Origin of the sequence: uncultured Arenimonas sp. (assembly GCF_963976025.1) — a bacterium.
Taxonomy (GTDB): Bacteria; Pseudomonadota; Gammaproteobacteria; order Xanthomonadales; family Xanthomonadaceae; genus Arenimonas.
The window spans coordinates 1-3,090 of record NZ_CAXBJS010000245.1; the positions used below are offsets into that span (position 1 = coordinate 1).

At 69.9% G+C, this 3,090-nt stretch carries 4 protein-coding genes and 1 pseudogene; 3 read left to right on the forward strand and 2 right to left on the reverse strand.

The window, feature by feature from the left end; translation table 11 throughout:
• The 3 genes and pseudogenes from AACZ35_RS13525 to AACZ35_RS13535 form a co-directional block, all read left to right on the forward strand.
• Nucleotides 1–696: Rid family hydrolase (locus AACZ35_RS13525; RefSeq protein WP_339830168.1), on the forward strand; the 696-nt coding region annotated here is incomplete at its 5' end.
• Nucleotides 693–1,619 (forward strand): annotated as a pseudogene (locus AACZ35_RS13530) (pyridoxal-phosphate dependent enzyme); the annotation flags it as partial. The gene AACZ35_RS13525 and the pseudogene AACZ35_RS13530, both read left to right, overlap by 4 nt.
• Nucleotides 1,620–1,637: 18 nt before the next feature.
• On the forward strand, nucleotides 1,638–2,156 hold the full coding sequence (locus AACZ35_RS13535; protein ID WP_339830174.1) for a glutaredoxin domain-containing protein: 519 nt from the start codon (nucleotides 1,638–1,640) through the stop codon (nucleotides 2,154–2,156).
• Here the strand turns inward: AACZ35_RS13535 and AACZ35_RS13540 are convergent.
• Nucleotides 2,153–2,680, reverse strand: coding sequence for a hypothetical protein (locus tag AACZ35_RS13540; protein WP_339830170.1), 528 nt, complete (start codon nucleotides 2,678–2,680; stop codon nucleotides 2,153–2,155). The two genes, AACZ35_RS13535 and AACZ35_RS13540, sit on opposite strands and share 4 nt — an antisense overlap.
• Nucleotides 2,681–2,690: 10 nt before the next feature.
• Nucleotides 2,691–3,090: tyrosine/phenylalanine carboxypeptidase domain-containing protein (locus AACZ35_RS13545; protein ID WP_339830172.1), on the reverse strand; the 400-nt coding region annotated here is incomplete at its 5' end.

The window sequence follows — 3,090 nt, forward strand, 5'->3', positions numbered from 1 at the left end:
AGTTATGCACGCGGCGGCAACGGTGCGATCACTGGCCTGACCGGCATGGGTCCCGAAGGCGCGATCCCCGCGGGACACGGCGCCGGCGAGCAGGCGCGCACGGCGCTTGCCAAGCTTGATGCGCTGCTTGCCGAACAGGGGCTGTCGATGCGTGACGTCGTGCGCACCCGCCTGTATGTCACCGACATCGGCGAACTCGAGACCTATGCCCAGGCACACCGCGAGGCCTTCGGCGGCCATCCGCCGGCAACCACGGTGATCCAGGTGCCAAGGCTGTTCACGCCGGACATGCGCATCGAGCTTGATGCAGACTTCAGCGCGACTCCGGCCCGTCGGCTCGATGGCGGCAGTCGCTGGGAACCCTGGTTCGGTTTCTCCCGCACGGTTGTGGCCGGCCGGCGCGTGGTCGTTTCGGGCACCACCGCCGAAGGCGACGCGAGCCACCAGGCCGAAGCGGTGCTCGGGGAATTGCAGGCAAAGCTGGCACGCGTCGGCAGCGACTGGCGGGACGTGCTGCACCTGAACGTCATCCACCGCGATCCGACCGATCTGGCCATCTTTCGCCAGGCCCTTGTCGACCGGACCGGTGGCCAGTTGCCGGTGTTGATGCCGCTGCAGGTTGCCAGTCTGGCTGGCGATGACATGCGCCTGGATGTGGATGCCGAAGCCTGGGCAAACGCCGGGGACGAACAATGACCGCGCCCCTGGCTTCGGTACTCGAAACGATCGGCCACACCCCGGTGGTGCGGCTCGATCGCCTGGCGCCGCCCGGTGCGTGCCTGTACGCCAAGCTCGAGGCCGCCAACCCGGGCGGTTCGGTGAAGGACCGCATGGCCCTGGCCATGATCGAAGCCGCCGAAGCCAGCGGGGTACTGCGCCCGGGGCAGACGGTGGTCGAGGCCAGCAGCGGCAATACCGGCATTGCCCTGGCGATGGTTTGCGCCGCCAAGGGTTATCCGCTGGTGATCGTGATGGCCGAGCAGTTCAGCGTCGAACGGCGGCGGCTGATGCGTTACCTCGGCGCTCGCGTCGTGCTTACCCCGGCCCATCTCAAGGGCAGCGGCATGGTCGAAAAGGCGGGCGAACTCGCGCGGCGGCACGGCTGGTTCTGGCCGCAGCAGTTCGAAAACGAAGCCAATGCCGACGTGCATGCGCGCACGACCGCCATGGAGATCCTGGCCAGCTTCGAAGGCCGGCGACTGGACTACGTGGTGCTGGGCGCCGGCACCGGCGGCACGGCGCGAGGACTGGCGCGCGTGCTGCGGCAGCACCGGCCACAAACCCGGTTGGTGCTTTGCGAGCCGGACAACGCGCCGGTGCTGTCCGGCGGCCCGGAGGCGTTCCGGCCGCACCCGATGCAGGGCTGGACGCCCGACTTCGTGCCACATCACAGTGCGCGGCTGCTCGAAGAAGGCGGCGTGCACCAGGTGCTTGCAGTGACGGGCGAGGCCGCCATCACCCAGGCCCACGCGCTGGCGCGCCGCGAGGGCATCCTGGCCGGCATCACCAGCGGCGCCACCGTCGCCGGCGCGATGCAGTTGCTGGAGCAATCGCCGGACGCGCACGTGCTGGTGCTGCTGCCGGACACCGGCGAGCGTTACCTGAGCACGCCGCTGTTCGACGCCATCGGCCAGGACATGGACGCCGCCGAATGGGACATCTCGCGTTCGTCGCCCTTCGCCCGCTTCGACCAGGCCGCGGCCGCCGCACCCACGCCGGCGCCGGCACCCACGCCGGCCGCCGACGACCAGGCCCGGCGATTGCTGGCTGCGGCCATCGGCGACCCGGCTGCGCCGCTGGTGGTCTATGGCCTGTCGTGGTGCGAATACGGCTGGTCGGTCCGCAAGCTGTTCGACGCGCTGGGCGCCGACCACCGCTGGATCAACCTCGACGACCCGGAGCTGCTGGCCACCGACCTGGGCATCCGCCTGCGCGCGGCGCTTGAACAACACACGGGCAGCCGCACCCTGCCCCAGGTGTTCCTGGGCGGCCGGTTCCTGGGCGGATGTTCGGAAACCTTCGCGGCGCATGCGGACGGCTCGCTGGCCAGCCGCCTTGAGGCACTCGGCCATCCCCCGCGCCGCCGCAGCATCCCCAATGCCGGGCAGATGCTTCCCGCCTGGCGCCAGAAGACCGCAGCCAGCGCCGGTGGCTAACGTTCGATGGGCAGCTCCGCCTCGTCGATCAGCAGCAGCCAGCCGTCTTCGGGTCTCAGCAGCAGCTGCACGCTGACCTGCAGGGCGTCGGGCGGCTGGCCCTGGAAGTCCGGCTGGAAGTTCACCGAAAACGTGGCGCCGGAATAGGCGTCGGTGTCGCTGGCCTGCGCGGCCCGCAGGCTGCGCTGCACGCTGGCCAGGGCGCGGATGCCGGCGTCGTCGAGTCGCCAGAGGCTGTAGCGGCGCTCGCTGTCGAGCGGGCCGGGGCCGGTTGCCGGCTCCAGGCCGAAGGCGTGGCGTTCGGGCCCGGCGTTGTCGCGGCTCAGTTCAAGGCTCAGCTTTACGCTTTCGGGCTGCACGTCCACCGCGGGCACCAGCGACAACGCGGTGCGCAGGTCCGAAGGCTCCAGCTGCACCAGCGTGTTTTCATCGAAGCCGCGCAGCTTCCACAGCGTTCCCAGCGGGATGCTGGCGCAGGCGGAAAGCAGCAGGCAGGCGGCGAAGAACGCAAGCGATCGTTTCATTGTCATCCGGTCACAAGCCCAGAACGAGGTCGTCGGCCTCCACGCGGTCCAGGCGGATGCGGTTGGCGAACAGGGAGAAGGCCAGCATGCCGGCCAGGCCGTTGGCGCGCTGGACCCAGGGCGGCTGGTACAGGGGCTCGGCCAGGGCACCGGCCTCGAACATCGGCTCAAGCGCGAACACGTCCTGCAGTGTCATCTTGCCGGCGAACAGCAGGCGGGTCAGCGGCAGCCGGCGGTGGCGCAGGCACCAGCGGAAGAAGGTGTGCACGCCCAGCAGTCCGTGCAGGTAAACGGTGTCCTTGGTGAACGCGGCGCCGCCGGTGGTGGGAACGCCGCGGAACACGCGCTGCGTGGAGGCGAAGCTGTCGGTTTCGGTCTGGCCGGCCTCGAGGAAGAACCGGAACACTTCC